Source organism: uncultured Marivita sp. (assembly GCF_947488135.1).
GTDB lineage: Bacteria > Pseudomonadota > Alphaproteobacteria > Rhodobacterales > Rhodobacteraceae > Marivita.
On the sequence record NZ_CANKYW010000002.1, the window covers coordinates 91,239 to 112,531 of the forward strand.

Sequence of the window (21,293 nt, forward strand, 5' to 3'; positions counted from 1 at the left end):
CTTCCTGAAGGAATGGTGATGATGTTGGATAAACCAAGTCAGAAACCGCATGACCGTCTGGCCGAGATTCTGGCCGATGACATGGCAGAGGTGAACGCGCTGATCCGCACGCGGATGGCGTCGGAACACGCGCCGCGCATTCCGGAAGTGACGGCGCATCTGGTCGAGGCGGGCGGCAAGCGGCTGCGTCCGATGCTGACGCTGGCGGCGGCGCGGATGTGTGGCTACGACGGCGACAACCATGTGAAGCTCGCCGCGACGGTGGAGTTCATCCACACGGCGACGCTTTTGCACGACGACGTGGTGGACGAGAGCGAGAAGCGGCGCGGGCGGCCTACGGCGAACCTGCTTTGGGACAACAAATCCAGTGTCCTGGTCGGGGATTACCTCTTCGCGCGGTCGTTCCAGTTGATGACGGAAACCGGCTCTCTGCGCGTGCTGCGTATCCTGTCCGACGCGGCGGCGACCATTGCCGAGGGCGAGGTGTTGCAGATGACCGCGGCGCAGGACCTGCGCACGACCGAGGACATCTACCTTCAAGTGGTGCGCGGGAAAACGGCGGCGCTGTTTTCCGCTGCGACCGAAGTGGGCGGCGTGATCGCCGATATGGACGAAGCGCAGATCAAGGCGCTGTTTGACTACGGCGATGCTCTGGGGATCGCGTTTCAGATCGTCGACGACCTGCTGGATTACTGGGGATCCGACGCCACCGGCAAGAACGTGGGCGACGATTTTCGCGAGCGCAAGCTGACCCTGCCGGTGATCAAGGCGGTTGCCTTGGGCGACGACGCGGAACGCGCGTTCTGGACACGCACCATCGAGAAGGGCCGTCAGGAAGACGGCGACCTCGAGCACGCGATCACGCTTCTGAACAAGCATGGCACGCTCGAGGCGACGCGGGCCGAAGCGAATGACTGGATCGCGAAGGCCCGCGCGGCGCTGGCGACGCTGCCCGCGCATCCGATCCGCGACATGCTGGATGATTTGGCCGATTACGTGGTGGCGCGGGTCAACTGAGGTCTGCGCCGACGGTCTGCGAGGCTGTGACCCACCAATCCGGGTGATCCTCGGCGATCCTTGCGGCGGCGGCTTCGGCGCTGGCGAGGTCCGGATAGATGCCGAAACAGGTGGAACCCGACCCCGACATGCGCGCGATCTGGGCATCCTCCAGGGCGGCAAGAGCGTCGGCCATCACCGGGGCCACACGGATCGCGGCAGGTTGCAGATCGTTGCGCTGATCGGCCAGCCAACCGATCCAATCCGCGTCCATGCCTTCGGGCAAATCCGTCATGGGCGGGTTGGTCTTGTCGGCCAGTTCGGCGAACACGTCGGGCGTGGCCACATGCACTTTGGGATTGACGAGAACCAGCGCGAATTGCGGCACGGGCCAGATCCGGTCGAGCACCTCTCCGATTCCGCGCATCCGCTGTGGACCGGCCCAGAGACAGACCGGCACGTCCGCACCAAGCTGCGCGGCGAGATCGGCGCGGTCGAGACTGCGCAACACCGCCGCCGCATCGGAGGACCCACCGCCGAGGCCTGCGCCATGCGGGATGTTCTTGGTCAGCGTGATGTCAAAGTTTTGCCCGCACAGCTCTGCCGCTTTCCAAGCGATGTTGGACACATCAGACGGCACGCCATCGGCAAAGGCACCCTTGACCTTCATCCGCATGGCGTCGGAGGGCGCGAGGGTGAGGTTGTCCATCACGTCAGCGAAGACCACGAAGGAGTCGAGTTCGTGATACCCGTCCGCGCGCTGGCCCGTGACGTGCAGCGCGAGGTTGACCTTGGCAGGGGCGGACGCCTCGATCACATCGGCCGGCCGCCCCTTGTCCGGCACGGCGTCGATGGCCGGTGCGTCAGTCATTGGCACCGCTGTCATTTGCGACCTGTAGCGGCGGCGCGCCTTCTTCCGCAAGCACCTGATCCAGACCGACATCCAGCTTGGCGCGAATGCGATCCGCGTCGACATCTTCTGCGGTGGAGCCGTACACGATGAAGGACAGGGCGCGACGCCACTGGAACCGGGCTTCGGTCTTGCGGCCGACGGCCCAATAGACGTCGCCCAGATGGTCATTCACGATCGGATCGACCGGCATCAGTTCGGCGGCGCGTTCCATGTGGCCGACCGCCTCTTCGTAGCGGCCAAGCCGGTAAAGCACCCAGCCCAGGCTGTCGATGATGTAGCCACTGTCGGGACGTGCGGCAGCGGCGCGTTCGATCATGTCGAGCGCCTCGTCCAGCTTGGTCTTCTGCTCAACCAGCGAATAGCCGAGATAGTTGAGGACCTGCGGTTGATCCGGGTTCAGATCAAGCGCCGCGCGGAAATCGGCCTCGGCCTCGTCCCAGCGATCCAACCGTTCATACGAGATGGCCCGGGCGTAATGCAGGAACCATTGGCTCTGGCTTTCTTCCTCGAAGAGGTCCAGCGCCTTTGTATAAGCGTCGATCGCTTCGTCGTAGCGCTCGAGCTGGCGCATGGTGTCGCCGAGCGTGGAATGAACGATCGGCTGGTCGCCATGTGTCCGAGCCAGACGTTGCAGCACTTCGATCGCCGCATCCACCTTGTCGCTGTCGCGCAAGGCGGCAGCGCGACCCAGTTCCGCCGCGTGATAGGCGGGATGATCCTCGGGCACCTCTGCATAGGCTTTGACCGCCAGATCGGATTGGCCCATCTCATCCAGCAGGCTTGCCGAAAGGAGGATGGCGTCCACGTGATCGGGGCGCAGGTATTCGGCCATGCGGGTGTAAAGCAGGGTGAATTCGTCATTCGCCTCGTTCGCCAGGGCAGCGGCCAGCGTGTAGAAGACTTCGGCCAGCCCGTCGCGCGCACCGCGTACATGGGTGAACGGCAACGCTTCGCCCGCTTCAAGCCCATCCCGCATGGCGCGCAGACCCGGATCAAGCTCTGTTCCGAAGGCGGTTTCGATGAGCGTCAGTGCGTCCTCGTTGCGCTCCAATTGGCTCATCACCTCGACATGCGCCATCACACCACGCCGGGTGAGTTGCATTCCACCGGTGCCCGCATCCTCGAAGATCGCGGCGGAGCCTTCGAAATCACCGACCGATGCCAGCGCCAAAGCCTTGTGATAGAGCGCGAAGTTGCGCAGCCCCTGTTGTGTGGACAGCGCGTCGAATTCGACCAGCGCCTTGGACATATCGCCCGCGCCAAGCTGTGCCCACGCGGTGAGCAGACCGTCGACCAGCGGACCGACACCGCGGTCGGCCTCGAGCATGTCAATCAGCCCGGCGTAATCTTCGGCAACTGCCTGTTCGGCCACAAGGGCCATATGCGCGACCTGGCTGCGATGCCCGTCATTGACCAGCTTGTTGGCCAACCCTGCGGCACGTTCCAGATCGCCAAGCGAAATCTCGGCCAGGGCGGCGCGTTCGAGGATCACGGGGTTTTCCGGATCGAACATCACCGCACGCCCGTAATACGTGGCGGCCGCCTGAATATCCCCTTCAAAGCTGGCTTGCCGACCGGCAAGGTAATCACCGGCGAGGCTGTTGGCGAAGGCCCCGCCCGGGGTGATCAGACACAGCGCCACCGCTGCCGATCCCAAAAGCCGCTTCATGCTCGATTGCGCCATGGAGTTCTCCTTGGAAACAGGCGAATTTTGGCAAAGCGTAGCGCGGGCTTTGTGCACACGCAACCAAAGCAAAAGGCCGGGCACGGGCCCGGCCTTGTCGCCTTACATGTTCGGGTAGTTCGGACCGTCGCCCCCCTGCGGCACCGTCCAGACGATATTCTGGCTTGGGTCCTTGATATCACAGGTTTTACAGTGGACGCAGTTTTGGAAATTGATGACGAACTTGTCGTCGCCCTTGTCGTCCTTCACGAATTCGTAGACCCCCGCCGGGCAATACCGCGCCGACGGACCGGCGTATTTCGGCAGGTTCACCGCCACCGGAATCGATGCATCCTTCAGCTTGAGATGCGCGGGCTGGCTTTCTTCGTGATTGGTCGCAGCAAAAGACACGTTCGTCAGACGATCGAAGGACAGCTTGCCATCGGGTTTCGGATAGTCGATCGGCTTGAACTTGGATGCCTCGCCGGTCGCCTCGGCATCGGATTTGCCGTGACCCAAAGTACCGAAGAGCGAGAAGCCCAGCGTATTGGTCCACATATCGAACCCGCCCAGCGTCAGCGACGCCGTCAGCCCGTATTTCGACCAGAGCGGTTTGACGTTGCGCACCTTCTTGAGGTCCTGACCGATGGCGCCGTCGCGCACTTCGGTCTCGTAATCCGTCAGTTCGTCCGACGCGCGCCCGGCTTGAAGCGCGGCATATGCCGCCTCGGCCGCCGCCTTGCCCGAGAGCATCGCGTTATGGTTGCCCTTGATGCGCGGCACGTTGACCATGCCGACCGAACACCCCAGAAGCGCGACACCCGGCGCGACCATCTTGGGCATCGACTGATAGCCCCCTTCAGAGATCGCCCGCGCGCCATAGGCCACGCGCTTGCCGCCTTCCAGAAGCTCTTTCACCATCGGGTGATGCTTGAAGCGCTGGAACTCCATGTAGGGGTAGAGGTGCGGGTTCTCGTAGTTCAGATGCACCACGAAGCCGACATAGACCTGATTGTTGTCCAGATGGTAGATGAACGATCCACCACCGGCATTCGACCCAAGCGGCCAGCCCATCGTGTGGGTGACAGAGCCTTGCTTGTGCTTGGCGGGGTCGATCTCCCAGATTTCCTTCATGCCGAGGCCGAATTTCTGCGGCTCCTTGCCGTTTGAAAGACCGAACTTCTCGATCACTTCTTTCGACAGGCTGCCCCGCACGCCTTCGCCCAGGAAAACGTATTTGCCGTGCAACTCCATCCCCGGCTCATAGCCCGGCCCCGGCGTGCCATCGGCGTTCTTGCCGAACTCGCCAGCGACCACGCCTTTGACCTCGCCATTGTCACCGTAAACAACCTCGGAACAGGACATGCCCGGGAACACCTCGACCCCGAGCTCTTCGGCCTGCTCGGCCATCCAGCGGCAGACATTCCCCATCGATACGATGTAGTTGCCGTGATTGTTCATCAGCGGCGGCATCGGCCAGTTCGGGATACGGACCTGACCCGCCTCGCCCAGCATGTAGAAGCGGTCCTCGGTCACGGGCACATTGATCGGTGCGCCCTTGTCCTTCCAGTCGGGGATCAGCGCATCGAGGCCGACCGGATCGAGAACGGCACCCGACAGGATGTGCGCGCCGACCTCGGACCCTTTTTCAAGAACGACCACGTTCAGATCGGCGTCCAGCTGTTTCAGGCGGATCGCGGCGGACAGGCCTGCGGGGCCTGCGCCGACGATGACCACATCGTATTCCATCGCTTCGCGCGTGTGTTCGCTCATGTCGGGCTCTTTCCTGAATGTCACGTGTCAAAAACCTGTTGGGTCACGTAACGTGCAGGTCCCGAACGGTCAATTGCGACACCACGTTACAGCCCGGTTTGCGAAGGAAATGCCGCGATTCCATGCGCCAAGCCCTGCCAAGCATCTCCATCCCCCCTTGCGTTTCGGCGGCGGGTCAGGTCACTGTTGCGACAACGCACGTGACATGTTTAGACCGCGCCAACGCAATGTGGCGCCAGAGTTTTTGCTCTGCCGACCAAGAGGGAACCGTCCCATGGAAAAGCTACCGATGACCCGCGCGGGCCACGCCGCGCTGGAATCAGAATTGAAAACGCTCAAGTCAGAAGAGCGCCCCGCCGTCATCAAGGCGATTGCCGAAGCGCGCGAACTTGGCGATCTGAAGGAAAACGCGGAGTACCATTCCGCACGCGAGAAGCAGGGCTTCATCGAAGGCCGCATCAAGGAACTCGAAGGCATCCTGAGCCTTGTCGAGGTGATCGACCCCGCCAAGCTGTCGGGTCCGATCAAGTTCGGTGCGACCGTGACGTTGGTCGACGAAGACACCGACGAGGAAAAGACCTGGCAGATCGTGGGCGAACACGAAGCCAATATCGAAAAGGGTCTTCTCAATATCAAATCCCCCATCGCCCGCGCCCTGATCGGCAAGGAAGAAGGCGACAGCGTCGAAGTGCGCACGCCGGGCGGTGACAAGTCCTACGAAGTGTTGAAAATCGAATACATCTGATGGGTCGGACCCCCGCCATGACACAGCAAAAAGACGCGCGCCCCGCCTCGGCCCCGATCCCCAACCGACCGGGTGAGGCAAGCGGCGGCCTGAGCGGCATCGAATTGACCGCCGCCGCGCTGAGCGTGCTCTGGCTGGTGATCTCGGCGGCGTTTTTCCTGTTTTCGGGCAACGAGGGCGCCGATGGTCTGCGATTTCTGCTGACGCTGATGGTGATCTTCTTTCCCGTCGGCATGATTTGGGTCGCTGCCCTTGGCGCGCGCTCATCGCGGATCATGCGCGAGGAAAGCACACGTTTGCAAAACGCCATCGACGCGATCCGCCACGCCTACATCACCAGCAATCAGGCCGGTGGGCGCGATCAGCAACCCCATCCGTCGATCGTGAAAAAGCTCGAAGAAATCGCGGATGCCCAGAAGAAGGCCGAAACGACGCTGGCGATGTTCACCTCGACCCGCGCCGCCCAGATCGCCGTTCACGCCGCCGCGCCGGACCCCGAAAGCGGGGACCAGCCCGCGCTGGCCCTCGGCACACCCGCCGAGGCGCTGCATCCGCCGCTTTCGACGTCGGATTTCATCCGGGCGCTGCATTTCCCGGAAACCGCCGACGACCAGGAAGGGTTCGCCGCCCTGCGTCGCGCGCTCAAGGACCGTCCGTCGGCGCAATTGGTGCAGGCCGCGCAGGACGTGCTGACGCTGCTGAGCCAGGACGGCATCTACATGGACGACCTGCGTCCCGACATGGCGAGGCCCGAGTTGTGGCGCCGATTTGCCAAGGGTGAGCGCGGCCGCACGATCGCGGCGCTTGGCGGTGTGCGCGACCGCTCGTCGCTCGCGCTCACGGCGGGGCGGATGAAGCAGGATCCGATCTTCCGCGATGCGGCCCACCATTTCCTGCGGCTCTTCGACAAGGGCTTTGCCCGGTTCGAAGAAACCGCGACCGATGCCGAGATTTCGGAGCTTGCCGGCACCCGCACCGCGCGCGCGTTCATGCTGCTGGGTCGCGTGACCGGGACATTCGACTGAACATCACCGGGTTTCTTTGGGCCTGAAGTACCTCGGGGGTTTGGGGGCAGAGCCCCCAAGGTTTCCGTTCACGGAAACGCTGGATGCGTTGACGCATCCATCTCATCCCTGAAACGATGCGAACGGAATATACCGCACCGGATCGCCGGGTTGCACATGCGCCGCGCCGTCCGGCAGTTCGACCAACCCTTCGGCCCAGCTCAGCCCGCTGATCCGCCCGGAGCCTTCGGATTTGAATACCTCGGCCCGCCCGTCGCGAATACGGGCGCGCAGGTATTCGCGGCGTCCCGGCTTCTTGCGCTTCTCGAACGCCGCTTGCACCGTGAAGCCCTGCGGCTCGAACCAGCCCGCGCCGGACAGGGCCGCCATCGCCGGGCGCGCGAAGATCAGCGTGCAGACCAGCGCCGCAACGGGATTGCCCGGAAGTCCGAACACCGGCGTGCCGCGCCAGAGGCCCAGCGCCAGCGGGCGCCCCGGCTTCAGCGCGATCCGCCATTCCTGCATCGCGCCGGTTTCCCGCAACAGCGCCGATATATGGTCCTCGTCCCCCGCCGACGCGCCGCCGGAGGTCAGGATCACGTCCGACCGTCCTGCCGCATCGTCGAGCGCGGCCCGCACGGCGTCCCTGTCATCGACCGCCCGGCCCATGTCGATTGCGTCGTAGCCAAACCCGGCGCACAGGCTAAGCAGCATCGGGCGGTTCGCATCGAAAATCTGCCCCGTCGACGCGTCAGACCCCGGCTCGACAATCTCGTCCCCCGTGGACAAAACCCCGACGCGCAATCGCTTACGCACGTTGAGCGCGCCGTGCCCCACCGCCGCGGCGAGCGCCAGATCGGCAGGCGTCAGCACGCGCCCATCGGTCAGAGCGAGGTCACCCGCCGCGACATCCTCACCGGCCTTGCGCGTGTTCGCGCCGCGCCGGAGCGACCCGTGAAAGGCGATTTGCCTTCCGTCCGTGCGCACGTCTTCGTCAAGCACCACGGTGTCCACCCCATCGGGTAGATCCGCCCCCGTCAGCACGCGGATCGCGTGACCCTCGGGGACCGTCCCGGAGAACGGCGCGCCAGCCGCAGCGCGGCCTTCGACCAGAGGCAGAACCTGCGGACCATCACCGACGGCCGCGCCGGCAAAACCGTACCCATCGACCGCCGTATTCGGGTGCGGCGGGTTCGATCGGTTCGCCATCAGATCACCCGCCAAAACGCGCCCCGCCGCCTGCATCAGCGGCACGGTTTCGACACCGACAACGGCGGTCATCCGATCGCGCAGCAGCGCCAAAGCATCGTCCACCGGCGTCCAGTCCACCCCGGCGGGCAGCGCGAAACAATCGTTGCGCAAAGGCGGTGGGGACAACGCCCTTTGCCCGCGTGCCGCCGCGATCAGATCGGCGCTGTGCCCGGCGCCGAGAATCCACGCCTCTTCGGCGGCCTCCGGGCCGACATCGCTCAGCATCGCGTCAAGCGCCTCGGGCGTCAGCCCGGCTAGGGCCCGCGCCAGAAGGCGCACCTGCGCGCGGTCGCGTATCTCGTCGTTTGCACCCTCCTTCACCGCCGGTTCGATCAGACCCGGCCAAATCTCGACCAGGACAGTCTGCGCATCGGACCATTTCTGGAACGGCCAGACCGCCACACCTGCACGCCGCCGCAAGCGCGCGAGCATGGGCAGCCCCATCAGGGCCTGGCTTCCCACGGTCGGGTTAAAAAACAGTTGAAAACATGAAGACGCCGCCTTGGCCGCGAGATCACAGGCGCGGCGCTCGGCACAGACATCGAAGGGAATGCCCGCCTTGCGATAGGGGACATCGGGCCAATCCGTCTCGTTGGGCTTGCCCCAGAACGGCCCCGGTCCATCGAACAGGCGATTGATCTCGGAGGCGACGTCGAAGCGATTGTTCTCGCCCGCCTCGGTGTCGGTGATCCGCGCGTCCAGCCAATCCCAGAACGCCAACGGATCGTCAGAGCCGGTCACGTGCCGGACGAAGCCATGCGGATACCCGAAGGGAAAATCGAACCCGATCAGGGTGCGGCGCGCCGCCTGGGCCTCCTTGTCGATGAACGCGCCCAGCCATGCCTCGGCCGCAACGCGCGACCGGCAATAGACCGGCTCCTGATCCGCGCCCTGCCGCGTGATCCCGATCCAGATCGCATCCTTCGAAGGCCGCGCAGGCGCGCGTTTGCCCGCCGACCAGTCGACAATCGCGATGGTGTCGAAACCGCTCAAAGCCCCACCTCGGACAGGATGAAATCGGCGATCGCGGTGGTGTCGTTGAGATCGAACACCGGGCGGTCCAGCTCCATCGACGTATCGCTGGCGACGGCGCGGATCGTCGGATCTCCGGGCGCGATCAGGGCATTGCCGGTCTCGGCGCGGAACGCTTCGACCTTTGGATGGCGGTCGCGCTTGTAACCTTCGACGAGCACAAGATCGACAGGCATCAGCTTGGCCAGCAGCGCGTCCAGCGTCGGTTCGTCCTCGTCGCGCAACTCGTGCATCAACGCAAAGCGGTTGCGCGAGGCCAGCAGAACCTCGGTCGCGCCCGCCACGCGATGCCGGTGGCTGTCCTTGCCGGGATGGTCCACGTCGAAGGTGTGATGCGCGTGCTTGATCGTGGACACCGCGAACCCGCGCCCGGTGATTTCCGTCACCAGCCGTTCCATCAAGCCGGTCTTGCCGGCGTTCTTCCAGCCGGTCACACCGTAAAGTCTCATACCATCGCCTCTGCCGTTTTCAGGTCGTCCGGCGTGTTCACGTTGAAGAACGGATCGCCTGCACCCGTTGGAAACACCGCCTCGCGCCCGCCGTGTTGCTCGGTCCAGATCACGACCTTCTTGATCCCCTGTTCCAAGGCGCCACGCAGATCGTCGCGCAGGGCCACGGGCCAGAGGCCGAAGGTTGGATGACGGATGAGACCGGAACGGCTCATGGATTTTGTCTTCTCTTCACCGCGCGGCGTCGCGGCCAGAACAAGCGGATGCGCCATGCCCCGCGCCGTGTGCTGTAGAACGTCCACGAGGTCATCAGGGAAAAACGGGGTGTCGGCAGCGACGGTGACGATGGTGTCCGCCCCCTGCTCCGCCGCCCAGTCGAGCCCCGCGAGTACGCCCGCAAGGGGTCCGGGAAAGCCCGCCACACTATCGGCCAGCACCGGCAAGCCGTATTCCGAAAAGCGCGTCGCATCGCCATTCGCGTTGAGCGCCATGCCCGCCACCTGCGGTGCGAGGCGGTCGATGACGTGGTGCAGCAAGGTCCGGCCCCCGACGCTCAGCAACGCCTTGTCGCCCCCGCCCATGCGCGTGGCCAGACCGCCCGCAAGGATGACACCCAGAGGCTTGGTCATTCCCCGCTCTTCCGGCGGTTTTTGCGGCTTTCTTCCGGAACGCTGTCGGGGTCCATATCGCGCACCAGGCGCTCTTCCCCGGACAGGCAAACAAACCGCTTGCCGCGCATCCGGCCGATGCAGGTCAGCCCCACCTGCCGCGCGATCTCGACCCCCCAGGCGGTGAACCCCGACCGGGACGCCAGGACCGGAATGCCCATCAGCGCCGTCTTGATGACCATTTCCGAGGTCAGACGCCCGGTGGTGTAGAGGATCTTGTCCTCCGGCCCGACGCCTTCCTGGAACATCCAGCCCGCGATCTTGTCCACGGCGTTATGGCGTCCAACGTCCTCCATATAGACCAGCGGGCGGTCCCGGTGGCAGAGCACCGTGCCATGAATGGCCCCCGCTTCGAGGTAGAGCGACGGCGTGGTGTTGATCTTATGCGCCAGCGCATAGAGCCATGACGTGCGCAACTCGGTCTGCGGCAGCACGACTTTGTCCAGCCCCTCCATCATGTCGCCAAAGACAGTGCCCACGGCACAACCGCTGGTGCGGGTCTTTTTCTTGACCTTCTCTTCGTAGCTGGTCTGCCGCTCGGTCCGCACGACGACAACCTCGAGATCGTCGTCATACTCGACCCGTGTCACCACATCATCGTCGCGCAGCATGCCCTGATTGCGCAGGAACCCGACGGCAAGGTACTCGGGGTAATCACCAATCGTCATCGCCGTGACGATCTCCTGACTGTTGAGAAAGATCGTCAGGGGCCGTTCCTCGACCACGCTGATCTCGGTTTCGGCGCCGGTGTGATCGGTCCCCACGACCCGCCGCGTCAGCTGCGCGGCACCGGGATCGGGCGCAATAAGATAGTCCCGAAGAACGTCATCCGGCATAGATTGCATCTCCCCCCATCCAAGGCTACGTCCGGCCCAACCACAACAGACGAGGCACAGTCATGGCGGCAGGACCCGCAATGTCAAGTTACTGGCGGGGCGTCCGCGACGGGCTTCCCTTTCTTGCCGTCGTCGGACCCTTCGCGATGTTGTTCGGCGTGCTGGCCACCGAAGCCGGGCTGGCGATCCATGAAACGATGGGGTTTTCCATCGTGGTGATCGCCGGGGCCGCGCAGTTCACCGCGCTGCAACTCATCAACGAAAACGCGCCGACGCTTGTGGTCATTGCCTCAGCGCTGGCGGTCAACCTGCGGATGGCGATGTATTCGGCGTCGATCACGCCGCATCTGGGGCCCTTGCCGATTTGGAAGCGGGGGATCGCGGCATATTTCCTGGTCGATCAGACCTACGCGCAATCCATCCTCGACTACGAAAAACACCCCGATCAGACGACCTCGGAAAAATTCGCCTATTTCATGGGTGTGATGACGCCGATCTGCCCGCCTTGGTATGTGTTCACTTACTTGGGCGCGGTCCTCGGAGAAAGCATCCCGGCCAGCCTTGGCCTGGACTTCGCGCTGCCTATTGCCTTTCTCGCGATGATCGGCCCGATGCTGCGCACACCGGCACACCGGATCGCGGCGCTGGTCGCGGTGGTGCTGGCGCTGGCCTTTGCGTGGCTGCCGTTTAACCTCGGGCTGTTGGTGGCAGGTCTGGGTGGCATGATGGCAGGCGCGCGGGCCGAAACCCGGCTGGGGCTGACACCATGAGCGGTACGACAGAGCTTTGGGTCATCATCATCGCGATGGGGCTGGGCAGTTTCGGCCTGCGCTTCGCGTTTCTTGGCCTTGTCGGGGATCGCGCCATGCCGGAATGGCTTTTGCGGCATCTGCGCTATACCGCCGTGGCCGTGATCCCCGCGTTGATCGCGCCGCTGGTGGTCTGGCCAAGCGCGACAGACGGCGAACCCGATCCGGTGCGCCTTGCCGCTGCGGCGGCCACCTTCGCCGTGGGCTATCTGACCAAGAACGTCTTTGCGGCAATGGGTGTCGGTGCGACCGTTCTGGTGACGCTCAACACCCTGCTCTGAGCGCGCTTATTGCGTCACCACCGCTTGTTCGAACTGCGCGATGGCGACCGATTTGTCGTCATCGTCATTCTCGAAAAGCCGTGTGGTTTGGACACCGGGAAGGTTCTCGAAATCTTCCATCAGCCGTTTCGGGAACCATGTCGATCCGATCGATTCAAAGCCGGGAAGCTGCCGCAGGAGCCCCGATGTGCTGAGCGTGCATTGCGCCGAGGCGACCGGGCCGTTGGCAATCGCCAGCCGCAACGCCCGCTCCGCCACTTCGGGCGACACTTCGATCCTCTGGATGACAACGTGGTAGGTCTCGCGTGCGTGGGCGCGCGCATAGAAATCCTCGACCTGCGGCGTGATTCCGTAGAGAACGTCGTCCCTTTCGGGCACGGCGCTCAGGCGAACGGTGCCGGCCGGATCGAAGATGATCCGCTGCGATCCGTTGATCATCACGCTGGTATGCGCCCCGGCCCCGGACCGGTTGTTGATCATCGTGTAAAGCGTCAACGCCGGAGGTCCGGGATGCCGATACGACGCGCTGCTGATCACCTCGGGCGAGGCGTCCGGACGCATATCCGCGCCCGCGCCGCATCCGGCCAGAGCCAATACAAGAAGTCCGGCCAGGGCGCGCATCAAGAGAGTCATATCAGCCTCGGACCCCGTCTCAGGAGTTGAAGATCGCGAGGAAGATCAGAACCCCGATCGAAAAGACCGCGACGCGGATCGACCAGCGCACGAACCCGTCAAAGGTCTTTTCCTGTTCGGTCGTATCCATCGAACCATGCTTGTGTTCAGCCATGTGAGACATCCCTCAGATATGTATGTTTTGCGACTCGCTACCCGATTTGCCCGAGCCTGTCACCCATGCCAAGCGCGCAGTGTGTCGCGGCTCAGCCATCCTGTTCCAATTCCGCCGCAAGCTCGAACCCGATGCGGCGCGGTTCGGCCTCTTCCTTGGGGATCGGCAGCGCGCGCAGCGTGACGTTGAGCTGTGAGACATGCTGGATCAACTGCATCCGGCCGCCCTCTTCGTCCGATCCGTAAAACGTGACGATATCGGGATCGAAATATCCCAGGCCTTCGATGCGCAGGATGCCGGTGTCGTTCCCGGCAAAGCCCATCGCGACCTCGTGTTCGTTGTCGAGCTGTTCCTCGAAGTTCTGGATATAGAGGATCAGCCGCTCATAGGCCCATTCGGCCGCGCTTTTCTGTTTGACCGGTTTGCGCGTCATCGCGTCGGGCAGGCGTTTCTCTCCGGTTTCGCCACAGCCTTTCGCGTGGGCCTCGACCTGTCGGGGCAGGACCTCGGCCTCGGCGGCTTCGGCCGTGGTTTGAATGTCCTGGCTCATGGCGCATCCCCTTTCGGATCGGCCCGTCAAATGGGCAGGGCCGTGGTTTCCTTGATTTCTTCCATAACGAAACTGGCGGAAATATCCGAGAGCGGAATGCGCGCGATCACACGCTTGTAAAACGCATCATAGGCGGGAACATCTGCCACGCGCACGCGCAGCAGGTAATCCAGATCACCGGTCATGCGATACGCGCCGACAACCTCGGGCATGGTGCGGACCGCCTTGTGAAACCCGTCCAGCCACTCCGCATCGTGCCGCCCGGCCCGGATCATCACGATCACCTCGAGCGGACAGCCCAGCTTGACCGGATCGGCCAGCGCCACGCGCCCGGTGAGAATGCCCGCCTCTTCCAGTAACTTGATCCGCCGCCAGCAGGCGTTGCGCGACAGGGCCACCTGTTCCGCAATCGCCTCGACGCTCAGGCTGGCATCGCGTTGCAGGATCCGCAGAATAGCCTTGTCAAAATCATCCAGTTTATGATCTGCCATGAGATTTTTTCCCAAAAAATATCGGTATATCTAAGAAATTTGGGAAGATTGTTCCAGAGAATTCAGCCATTCTGAATCAACTCACGGACCACAGCGAACAGAAGGCTAATTCAATGGCGGATACAGGCTCCTTCCTACACAAGGTTTTCATCGAACATCCGGAAACCGTGGACGAGACCTATTTCGAGCATATGCGCTTCGCCGCCGGGTTTTCCTTCTGGCTCGCGGTTGCCGCAGGCGCGGCGCTGATCCACGCGGCAGTTCCCGCGCTGTGCGAGACGACCGCCAGCACGATCCTCAAACGCCTTCACGCGCGCATCGAAGCCCGCCACTGAGACGGGCCATTCTCCGTTAACGGAGAATGGGCGATGCGTTGACGCATCACCGCGTCGGTTGGTTAACGTAAGGTTAAAAGGTCCGATCCGGTCCCAATGTTTCGCGCGCGAAACAATGGGGCACGCCTGTTGACCTATTCCCCCGCGGTCCCGGTGAGCTTGGCCACCTCGGGCGTGTCCTTGGCCAGTTCCTCGAAATCGAAATTATCGAGCCGCCGCGCCCGACGCCCCGCCTTGTCGGCGCTGATCTTGATGTCCGCGATGTCCTTCGCCGCCTGCCCGAAATGCCGGTCGAGGTTTTCCACCCGGCTGCCCAAACGGTCCACATCGGCATAAAGCAGACCCAATTCCTTTCGAATGGCCCCCGCCTGTTCCTGCATCCGCGCGTCCTTGAGGATCGCGCGCATCGTGTTCAGCGTCGCCATGCAGGTCGTGGGCGACACGATCCATACCCGCGCCGCGAAGCCTTCGCGCACCACCTCGGGGAAGTTGGCGTGCAGTTCCGCATAGACCGCCTCGGACGGCAGGAACATGAGCGCACCATCGGCGGTCTCGCCCTCGATGATGTAGCGTTCCGAGATGTCGCGGATGTGCTTTCGCAACGAAAGCCGCAACTGCTGTGCGGCGCGGTTCAACTGTTCCTGCGTGTCCGCCTTGCGCAATTGCTCGTACGCCTCCAGCGGGAATTTGCTGTCGATGGCAATCGGCCCCGGCGGGTTCGGCAGATGGATCAGGCAATCCGCGCGCTTGCCGTTCGAGAGCGTCGCTTGCAGCGTGTAGCTGTCCTTGGGCAGCGCCTTGCCCACGATGTCGGTCAACTGGATTTCCCCGAACGCGCCGCGCGTCTGCTTGTTCGACAGGATGTCCTGCAACGACAAAACATCGCCCGACAGCTTGGTGATGTTCTCCTGCGCCTTGTCGATGCTTTGCAACCGCTGTTGCAAGTCCCCAAGGCTTTGCGCCGTGCGCCGGGCCGAGCCGTGCAGGTTCTCGTTCATCTGCTCCTGCACCTGAGCCAAGCGGCGCTCCATCAGTTGCAGCATCGCGGTCTGGCTTTGCGCCTGCGCCTCGGACACATGGTGCAAACCACCGGACAGCCGTTCCTGCCCGTCGCTCAAGGATTGCACCCGCTGCCCGACCTGCGCGAGTTGGTAGACCAACGGCTCGGACAGTTTCGCCGCGCGACGCGCGGACAGAAGCGACATGATGAGCAAGACAAAGACCATTCCGCCCAAGGCAAGGGCCAACAGGATGACCGGATCGCTCAGGTCAAGGACAAGATCACCAATCTGGATCATGTGCGTCCAAACAGTCGTTCGATGTCGCTCAGCTTGAGTTCGACATAGGTGGGGCGGCCATGGTTGCACTGGCCGGAATAGGGCGTCGCTTCCATCTCGCGCAAGAGGGCATTCATCTCTTCCGCGCGCATCTGGCGGCCTGACCGGATGGACCCGTGACAGGCCACACGGGACAGGATCGCCTCGATCCGGTCCTGCACGGCGCGCGCTTCGCCCTGATCGTCCAACTCGTCCAGAATGTCCCGCAGCAGAGCGTCGGCGTTGACCTCGCCCAGGATGGCGGGTGTTTCGCGCACGACGACAGCGCCATTGCCGAAGGGTTCGACGGTCAGACCCATGCGGGTCAGGTCATCGGCGATCTCCAGCAGACGGGCGCTGTCGCTCTCGCTCATCTCGACCACATCGGGGATCAACAAAGCCTGCGCGGGCACGCCGTTGGCGGTCATCTGGGTCTTGAGCTTTTCGTAGACCAGCCGTTCGTGTGCCGCGTGTTGATCGACAATGACGATACCATCCTCGGTCTGGGCGATGATGTAATTCTCGTGCACCTGACCGCGCGCGGCGCCCAACGGCAGGTGTGTGCGGGGTGTCTCCTCGGCCTCTTCCGATACCTCTTCGACAACGCGGCCGGAATAGCTGTCCTGCATTTCGGCGAAACCGGGCGACTGAGCTTGGTAAGCGGTCTGTTTCGCGGCGAAACTCGGGCGATCCATCTGGTAGATGCGCGGCTGGCCCTGCGGTTCTGGGCGCATCGCGCCAAGGGTCGCGCCCGCGACGGTGGTTGACGCACGATGCCCGACCTCGGCCAGCGCGTGACGCAGGGCGGACACGATCAGGCCGCGTACGAGGCCGGGTTCGCGAAAGCGCACTTCGGATTTGGCGGGATGCACGTTCACATCCACCTTGTGCGGATCGCAGTCGACAAACAACGCCACCGCCGGGTGACGGTCGCGGCTCAGGAAATCGGCATAGGCCCCGCGCAGCGCGCCGATCAGAAGCTTGTCGCGCACGGGGCGTCCGTTGACGAACAGAAACTGCGCCACAGCGGCCCCGCGCGAATAGGTCGGCAAACCGGCAAATCCGCTCAGGTGAATACCTTCACGCTCGGCATCAATTGGCACGGCGTTTTCGACAAATTCGCGGCCCATGACTTGTCCCAGACGACCGCGGAGGGCATCGAACAGATCGCCGGTCACGGCATCCGCGCGGAAGGTCACGCGCCCTTCTCCACCGCCAGACACGTCGCGCAGGGCAAAGCTGATCGAGGGTTCGGCCATCGCGAGGCGCTTGAGCACATCCGAGATCGCCTGCATCTCGGCGCGGTCCGAGCGCAGGAATTTCAGGCGGGCTGGCGTGGCGTAGAACAGATTGCGCAGGGTCACGACAGTGCCCCTGGACAGGGCGGCGGGCTTGACCGGCTCTGCGGTGCCGCCGGTGACGGACAGTTCGGCGGCGTCATAGCCGTCTGCACGGCTGGTCAGGGTCAGTCGCCCCACCGCGCCAAGAGAGGCCAGTGCTTCGCCGCGGAATCCGAAGCTGTGGATGTTGAGCAGATCGGAGCCGTCGATCTTGGACGTTGCGTGGCGCGCGAGTGCGAGCGGCAGTTCGTCCGGCGGGATACCGCAACCGTCGTCGGTGACGCGGATCAGCGTCTTGCCGCCATCTGCAATCGCCACTTCGATGCGGCTGGCACCCGCATCAATGGCGTTTTCCACCAGTTCCTTGACCGCGGAGGCGGGACGTTCCACCACCTCACCCGCCGCGATGCGGTTGATGGCGCATTCCTCAAGCTGTTGAATTGAGGCGCGTATATTGGGTGCGTGGGAGTTCATGCCACGAGATGTAGCATGGGGATTGCGATTCTTCTATGAGAAGATGGATCGTTTTCGGGTTTGATCCATCAAAACATGCGCCGGTCATCCCAGCGGGACGACCCGATCAAAAGAACAGTTTAACGAGCGTGGCCGTCCCAGCCATCAAAGCCGCCGCAGCCAAGGCCGGGGCAAGAAACGTGTTCACATTGATCTGCTTTGTCTCGGCCAGAAGCTTGGCGATCTCGGCGCGCATCTTGTCGTCTGCGAGGGACTGTTCTTGATGGGTCATCGGTCTTTTACAGCGCCTTTCGTTCGATGGTGAATATAAGTCTGCACCATTTCTTGATCAAGTTCGGTAAAGACAAGGTAAAGCATCATCAGAATTGACCCCGTCCACCTGCGTGATAACACGGCGTATATGCTGGATATCTTCCTCCAAACGCTGCCGTTTTTCGCTCTGATCGCCGTCGGTTACGGCGCGGGGAAGACCGGGTTTTTCACGCCCGAGGCGACTGCCTATCTGACCAAGTTCGTTTTCTACTTCGCGCTCTCGGCGATGATCTTTCGCTTTTCGGCCAACCTGTCGCTGGCCGAGATCTTCGATTGGCGGATCGCGGCGGGGTATCTTTGGGGCACCGCGTTTGTCTATGGCGTCGGCATGGCAGTGGGGTTCCTGCGGGGCATGAACACCGAGACCGCCGCGTTCGAGGGGCAGGTGGCGGCGATCGGCAATACCGGCTTTCTCGGCGTGCCGATGCTTGCGCTCTTGATGGGGCAAGAGGCGGTGGGGCCGATCATCCTCGTCCTGACGATCGACCTCGTGGTGTTTTCGTCGCTGATCGTCATCCTTGTCGTGGGATCGCGCGAAGGGCGCATGTCGCTGCGGATTTTCAAGACGGTCGGGATCGGGTTGCTCAAGAACCCGATGATCGTGTCCATCGTTGCGGGCTTCATGGTTTCGGCGACGGGCGTGCCGATCCCGAGACCGGTCAACGAATTCCTGAGCATTCTCGGAGCCGCCGCGACGCCCGGTGCGCTGTTCGCCATTGGCGCTTCGCTGGCCAGCAAATCGGCGGAGCGGCTGACCATCGCGGGCTGGCTGAGTTTCTGCAAGCTGGTAATCCACCCTGCGGCAGTGGCGCTTGGGGTGTATTTCCTGTTCCCCGCCGATCCGTACAAGGCGGGCGTGGTCGTCGCCGCCGCGTCCTTGCCTGTGGCGGGCAATGTGTTCATCCTCGCGCAGCACTACAACGTGGCCCCGCAACGGGTCTCCGCCGCCATCCTGATCTCGACCACGGTCAGCATCGTGACCGTGTCCTTCGTGATCAGCCAGGTTCTTGTCTAGGAAAGGAAGCCTTATGGAAACCGTTTCGGAGAACAGATGCTTCGGGGGCGTTCAGGGTGTGTATTCTCACGCATCAGAGGCCTGCGGCTGCGACATGACCTTCGGGCTCTACCTGCCGCCCGACGTGACAACGGCGAAGGTGCCGGTGCTCTGGTATCTGTCGGGCCTGACCTGCACCCATGAGAACGCCATGACGAAGGCCGCCGCACAGGGCTTCGCGGCGGAGGCCGGGATGGCGCTTGTCTTTCCCGACACGTCACCACGCGGTGACGATGTGGCGGACGACGAGGCCTACGACCTTGGCAAGGGCGCGGGGTTCTACGTCAATGCAACGCAGGATCCCTGGGCGCCGCATTTCCAGATGTGGGATTATGTCAGCACGGAATTGCCCGACCTTATCGGCCGGGAGTTCGCCGTTGATCTGGACCGGCAGGCGATCACCGGGCATTCGATGGGCGGGCATGGTGCGCTGACGCTTGCGATGGCGCATCCCGGGCGGTTCGCCTCTGTTTCGGCCTTTGCACCGATATGCCATCCCAGCGGCAGCGATTGGGGGCAAAAGCAGCTTTCTGCATATTTGGGGAACAATGAAGAAGCATGGGCGCGCCATGATGCCAGCCTTCAGATGCAGGCGGTCGGGTTCGACGGGCCGGTTCTGGTGGATCAGGGCGGATCGGACCAGTTTCTGGATCTCTTGAAGCCCGAGACGTTGAGCCACGCGATGGCGGCGCGGCGGCAGGACGGGGTGTTCCGGGTGCAAAAGGGCTACGATCATTCGTATTTCTTTGTTGCGACCTTCATCCCCGATCACATCGCGTTCCACGCGGAGGCGCTGGGGCTGTGACGCGGCTTTTCGTCGATGCCGACGCCTGTCCTGTGAAAGCCGAGGCCGAGCGCGTGGCGACGCGGCACCGCGCGCAGATGTATCTGGTGTCGAACGGTGGCTTGCGGCTGTCCGAAAACCCGTTCGTGGAGGTGGTCGTCGTGCCGGACGGGCCGGACGTGGCCGATATGTGGATCGCGGAGCGGGCCGGGCCGGGGGATGTGGTGATCACCGGGGACATTCCGCTGGCCGCCCGCTGTGTCGCGAATGGCGCGCGTGTGCTCAAGCACAATGGCGAGGCGTTGGATGCGCGCAATATCGGGCAGGTTCTGGCCACACGTGATCTCATGACCGATCTGCGCGCCGCCGATCCGTTCCGGCAAGGCGGCGGGCGGGCGTTTTCCAAGGCGGATCGGTCGCGGTTTCTGGATGCGCTGGAGCGGGAAATGCGGGCGGCGGCGAAGGACGCGCCGCGCTGAGACAGCACAGGGGAGTATTACCATGACCACACCCGAGATCATTCCCTTTGCCGAGGGCGACGCGCAGCTTGATTGGATCGGGCTGACGGATGCGATTGCGGCGGGACACGATCTACCAAAGGCCGAAATCGCGGACAGCTTTCTTTATCGCGGTGGTGACACGCTGTTGAACCGAGCGGCGTGGATCGACGGGCTGGGGCTTGCGATAAAATCGGCGACGATCTTTCCCGGTAATGCCAGTCTGGGGAAACCGGCGGTGAATGGCGGGGTAACGCTTTATTCGGATCGCGACGGCACGTTGGAGGCAATCGTCGATTTCCATCTCGTGACGAAGTGGAAGACGGCCGGGGACAGCCTGCTCGCGGCCCGGCGGCTGGCGCGGGCGGACAGCGAGGTGATCCTGATCGTCGGGGCCGGGACGGTGGCGCGGTCTTTGATCGAGGCCTACGGAGCGGCCTTTCCCGATGCGCGTTTCCTGATCTGGAACCGGACGGGCGGCACAGCGCGGAACCTGGCGGAGGGGTTCGATCACGTCACAGCGGTGGATGATCTGGCCGAAGCGGTTGGGCAGGCAGATATCGTCGCCTGCGCCACAATGTCGACTGAACCGGTGCTGAGGGGCGACTGGCTGCGCCCCGGCACCCATGTGGACCTGATCGGCGCGTATCGACCGGATATGCGCGAAGCCGACGATACGGCGCTGACGCGCGCGCGGGTGTTTGTGGACTCGTTGGACACGACTGTGGGGCATATCGGCGAGATCAAGGATCCGATTGCGCGGGGCGTGATCTCGGAGGCCGATATCGTCGCGGATTACTACGATCTGGGCGCGTTCACGCGGCAGTCGGTCGACGAGATCACGCTGTTCAAGAACGGCGGCGGGGCGCATCTGGACCTGATGGTCAGCCGTTATATCCTGGAGCGGTGGAATGCGCGGTAAAGCGATGCATG

Annotated in this window: 24 protein-coding genes; 10 read left to right on the forward strand and 14 right to left on the reverse strand. The window is 63.3% G+C overall.

The features are described 5' to 3' along the window. Positions 1-18 precede the first annotated feature (18 nt). Positions 19-1,017, forward strand: a complete 999-nt coding sequence (locus tag Q1B16_RS07655) for a polyprenyl synthetase family protein (protein WP_299786252.1) — start codon at positions 19-21, stop codon at positions 1,015-1,017. Here the strand turns inward: Q1B16_RS07655 and Q1B16_RS07660 are convergent. The 3 genes from Q1B16_RS07660 to Q1B16_RS07670 form a co-directional block, all read right to left on the reverse strand. Further along, the gene (locus Q1B16_RS07660; protein ID WP_299786254.1) at positions 1,010-1,867 is read right to left on the reverse strand and encodes a 4-(cytidine 5'-diphospho)-2-C-methyl-D-erythritol kinase; all 858 of its coding nucleotides are present in this window, start codon (positions 1,865-1,867) and stop codon (positions 1,010-1,012) included. The genes Q1B16_RS07655 and Q1B16_RS07660 overlap by 8 nt on opposite strands. After that, entirely contained in the window at positions 1,860-3,593 is a 1,734-nt protein-coding gene (locus Q1B16_RS07665; protein ID WP_299786256.1) for a tetratricopeptide repeat protein, read from the reverse strand. Before Q1B16_RS07665 ends, Q1B16_RS07660 begins: the two co-directional genes overlap by 8 nt. A gap of 102 nt (positions 3,594-3,695) precedes the next feature. Continuing rightward, on the reverse strand, positions 3,696-5,345 hold the full coding sequence (locus Q1B16_RS07670) for an electron transfer flavoprotein-ubiquinone oxidoreductase (RefSeq protein ID WP_299786260.1): 1,650 nt from the start codon (positions 5,343-5,345) through the stop codon (positions 3,696-3,698). A 274-nt stretch (positions 5,346-5,619) separates the two neighbouring features. On the opposite strand from Q1B16_RS07670, the gene greA reads away from it, so the two are divergent. Together greA and Q1B16_RS07680 are read left to right on the forward strand one after the other, a co-directional pair. Then, positions 5,620-6,090 carry a transcription elongation factor GreA gene (gene greA, locus Q1B16_RS07675; RefSeq protein WP_299786262.1) on the forward strand — a complete coding sequence of 157 codons (471 nt, stop codon included), beginning with the start codon at positions 5,620-5,622 and terminating at the stop codon, positions 6,088-6,090. Positions 6,091-6,107: 17 nt separating this feature from the next. Further along, entirely contained in the window at positions 6,108-7,115 is a 1,008-nt protein-coding gene (locus tag Q1B16_RS07680) for a hypothetical protein (RefSeq protein ID WP_299786266.1), read from the forward strand. Between the two features lie 102 nt (positions 7,116-7,217). Here the strand turns inward: Q1B16_RS07680 and glp are convergent, their stop codons facing one another. The 4 genes from glp to Q1B16_RS07700 are packed head-to-tail and all read right to left on the reverse strand — an operon-like array spanning position 7,218 to position 11,339. Next, positions 7,218-9,338, reverse strand: coding sequence for a gephyrin-like molybdotransferase Glp (gene glp, locus Q1B16_RS07685; protein ID WP_299786268.1), 2,121 nt, complete (start codon positions 9,336-9,338; stop codon positions 7,218-7,220). Further along, positions 9,335-9,826: a molybdopterin-guanine dinucleotide biosynthesis protein B gene (gene mobB / locus Q1B16_RS07690; RefSeq protein WP_299786271.1), complete on the reverse strand. Its 492-nt coding sequence runs from the start codon at positions 9,824-9,826 to the stop codon at positions 9,335-9,337. Before mobB ends, glp begins: the two co-directional genes overlap by 4 nt. Beyond that, positions 9,823-10,455, reverse strand: a complete 633-nt coding sequence (gene mobA / locus Q1B16_RS07695; protein ID WP_299786274.1) for a molybdenum cofactor guanylyltransferase MobA — start codon at positions 10,453-10,455, stop codon at positions 9,823-9,825. Before mobA ends, mobB begins: the two co-directional genes overlap by 4 nt. After that, positions 10,452-11,339 carry a formate dehydrogenase accessory sulfurtransferase FdhD gene (locus Q1B16_RS07700; protein ID WP_299786277.1) on the reverse strand — a complete coding sequence of 296 codons (888 nt, stop codon included), beginning with the start codon at positions 11,337-11,339 and terminating at the stop codon, positions 10,452-10,454. The genes mobA and Q1B16_RS07700 overlap by 4 nt, the downstream gene beginning before the upstream one ends. A gap of 71 nt (positions 11,340-11,410) precedes the next feature. Between Q1B16_RS07700 and Q1B16_RS07705 the strand changes: the two genes are divergently transcribed. Both Q1B16_RS07705 and Q1B16_RS07710 read left to right on the forward strand, forming a co-directional pair. After that, positions 11,411-12,100, forward strand: a complete 690-nt coding sequence (locus Q1B16_RS07705) for an AzlC family ABC transporter permease (protein ID WP_299786280.1) — start codon at positions 11,411-11,413, stop codon at positions 12,098-12,100. Continuing rightward, positions 12,097-12,420 (forward strand): AzlD domain-containing protein, encoded by a 324-nt coding sequence (locus Q1B16_RS07710; protein WP_299786283.1) that lies wholly within the window; start codon positions 12,097-12,099, stop codon positions 12,418-12,420. The genes Q1B16_RS07705 and Q1B16_RS07710 overlap by 4 nt, the downstream gene beginning before the upstream one ends. Before the next feature lie 6 nt (positions 12,421-12,426). On the opposite strand, the gene Q1B16_RS07715 is transcribed toward Q1B16_RS07710, so the two are convergent. The 4 genes from Q1B16_RS07715 to Q1B16_RS07730 all read right to left on the reverse strand — a co-directional run bounded on the left by Q1B16_RS07715 (position 12,427) and on the right by Q1B16_RS07730 (position 14,248). After that, entirely contained in the window at positions 12,427-13,041 is a 615-nt protein-coding gene (locus Q1B16_RS07715; RefSeq protein WP_299787828.1) for a hypothetical protein, read from the reverse strand. 31 nt (positions 13,042-13,072) lie between these two features. Beyond that, entirely contained in the window at positions 13,073-13,207 is a 135-nt protein-coding gene (locus Q1B16_RS07720; protein WP_299786285.1) for an aa3-type cytochrome c oxidase subunit IV, read from the reverse strand. 91 nt (positions 13,208-13,298) lie between these two features. Next, a complete protein-coding gene (locus Q1B16_RS07725) occupies positions 13,299-13,757 on the reverse strand; it encodes a DUF6173 family protein (RefSeq protein ID WP_299786287.1) in 459 nt (152 codons plus the stop codon). 26 nt (positions 13,758-13,783) lie between these two features. Beyond that, positions 13,784-14,248, reverse strand: coding sequence for an Lrp/AsnC family transcriptional regulator (locus tag Q1B16_RS07730; RefSeq protein WP_299786289.1), 465 nt, complete (start codon positions 14,246-14,248; stop codon positions 13,784-13,786). A 113-nt stretch (positions 14,249-14,361) separates the two neighbouring features. Here Q1B16_RS07730 and Q1B16_RS07735 point away from each other — a divergent pair, with 113 nt between their 5' ends. Further along, complete coding sequence (locus Q1B16_RS07735) at positions 14,362-14,583, forward strand: DUF6356 family protein (RefSeq protein ID WP_299786291.1); 222 nt, start codon at positions 14,362-14,364, stop codon at positions 14,581-14,583. 134 nt (positions 14,584-14,717) lie between these two features. On the opposite strand, the gene rmuC is transcribed toward Q1B16_RS07735, so the two are convergent. The 3 genes from rmuC to Q1B16_RS07750 form a co-directional block, all read right to left on the reverse strand. Next, positions 14,718-15,881 carry a DNA recombination protein RmuC gene (gene rmuC, locus Q1B16_RS07740; protein WP_299786293.1) on the reverse strand — a complete coding sequence of 388 codons (1,164 nt, stop codon included), beginning with the start codon at positions 15,879-15,881 and terminating at the stop codon, positions 14,718-14,720. After that, entirely contained in the window at positions 15,878-17,713 is a 1,836-nt protein-coding gene (mutL, locus tag Q1B16_RS07745) for a DNA mismatch repair endonuclease MutL (protein WP_299786295.1), read from the reverse strand. Before mutL ends, rmuC begins: the two co-directional genes overlap by 4 nt. Positions 17,714-17,819: 106 nt before the next feature. Next, positions 17,820-17,984: a hypothetical protein gene (locus Q1B16_RS07750; protein WP_299786297.1), complete on the reverse strand. Its 165-nt coding sequence runs from the start codon at positions 17,982-17,984 to the stop codon at positions 17,820-17,822. Between the two features lie 129 nt (positions 17,985-18,113). Between Q1B16_RS07750 and Q1B16_RS07755 the strand changes: the two genes are divergently transcribed. The 4 genes from Q1B16_RS07755 to Q1B16_RS07770 are packed head-to-tail and all read left to right on the forward strand — an operon-like array spanning position 18,114 to position 21,282. Further along, the gene (locus Q1B16_RS07755) at positions 18,114-19,040 is read left to right on the forward strand and encodes an AEC family transporter (protein ID WP_299786299.1); all 927 of its coding nucleotides are present in this window, start codon (positions 18,114-18,116) and stop codon (positions 19,038-19,040) included. 13 nt (positions 19,041-19,053) lie between these two features. Further along, complete coding sequence (gene fghA / locus Q1B16_RS07760) at positions 19,054-19,884, forward strand: S-formylglutathione hydrolase (RefSeq protein WP_299786301.1); 831 nt, start codon at positions 19,054-19,056, stop codon at positions 19,882-19,884. Continuing rightward, entirely contained in the window at positions 19,881-20,342 is a 462-nt protein-coding gene (locus Q1B16_RS07765; RefSeq protein WP_299786303.1) for a YaiI/YqxD family protein, read from the forward strand. The genes fghA and Q1B16_RS07765 overlap by 4 nt, the downstream gene beginning before the upstream one ends. Positions 20,343-20,364: 22 nt before the next feature. After that, positions 20,365-21,282 carry an ornithine cyclodeaminase gene (locus tag Q1B16_RS07770; RefSeq protein ID WP_299786305.1) on the forward strand — a complete coding sequence of 306 codons (918 nt, stop codon included), beginning with the start codon at positions 20,365-20,367 and terminating at the stop codon, positions 21,280-21,282. Positions 21,283-21,293: the final 11 nt, after the last annotated feature.